This is a genomic window from Aurantimonas sp. A2-1-M11 (assembly GCF_036549475.1).
GTDB lineage: Bacteria > Pseudomonadota > Alphaproteobacteria > Rhizobiales > Rhizobiaceae > Aurantimonas.
Map to the genome: position 1 here is coordinate 1 of NZ_JAZHLI010000229.1, position 570 is coordinate 570.

The window sequence follows — 570 nt, forward strand, 5'->3', positions numbered from 1 at the left end:
AAGATGAAATACCGATGACCCCTCCGGCGAGCATAGGTACGCCCCCTGCCGAGTAGCGCTCATCGAGGACATTCAGGATTGCGCTGCAAAGACTGTTGTCGCCCCCCTTGGTATCTGCCGTGGGTGCGATCGCTGCAAACTGACCATTGCTCAAATCATAGACTTCGACGGCGCTAGGAAGCGCCTCCCTCAGACGACGGGCAACACTGAAATGGAGAGCATCAGAATAGTCGTATCCTAAGGAAGCAGCTACGCGCTCCAGGTGTTCCAGCCGAACCGTGAAGAGATCAAACGATCTTGCATCGGCTGCGCAGTATCGGATCTGTTTTTGAAGATCCTGGAGCATCATTGCCCTGTTCGGTAAATTTGTGAGCGGGTCGTAACGCGCATCCCGTCTAGCCCCGCGCATCTGCGTCGCAAGTTCGCCGGCCATCGCGCCTGCGGCAGACCCAATCCCGACGAAAAATATCCCTCGAATTATCCAGCTTACGGCGCTTTGTTGAACCCCAAGTTGGATATCAAGAGGCATGAGCGGGCCGGCGACAAGACCTGCTGCGAGACCTGCGGCGG

1 protein-coding gene is annotated in these 570 nt (G+C 56.7%); it reads right to left on the reverse strand.

The window, feature by feature from the left end; translation table 11 throughout:
• Positions 1-529, reverse strand: a 529-nt coding sequence (locus VQ042_RS25835; RefSeq protein ID WP_331823083.1) for a GGDEF domain-containing protein, incomplete at its 3' end; no start/stop codon positions are given.
• Positions 530-570 lie beyond the last annotated feature (41 nt).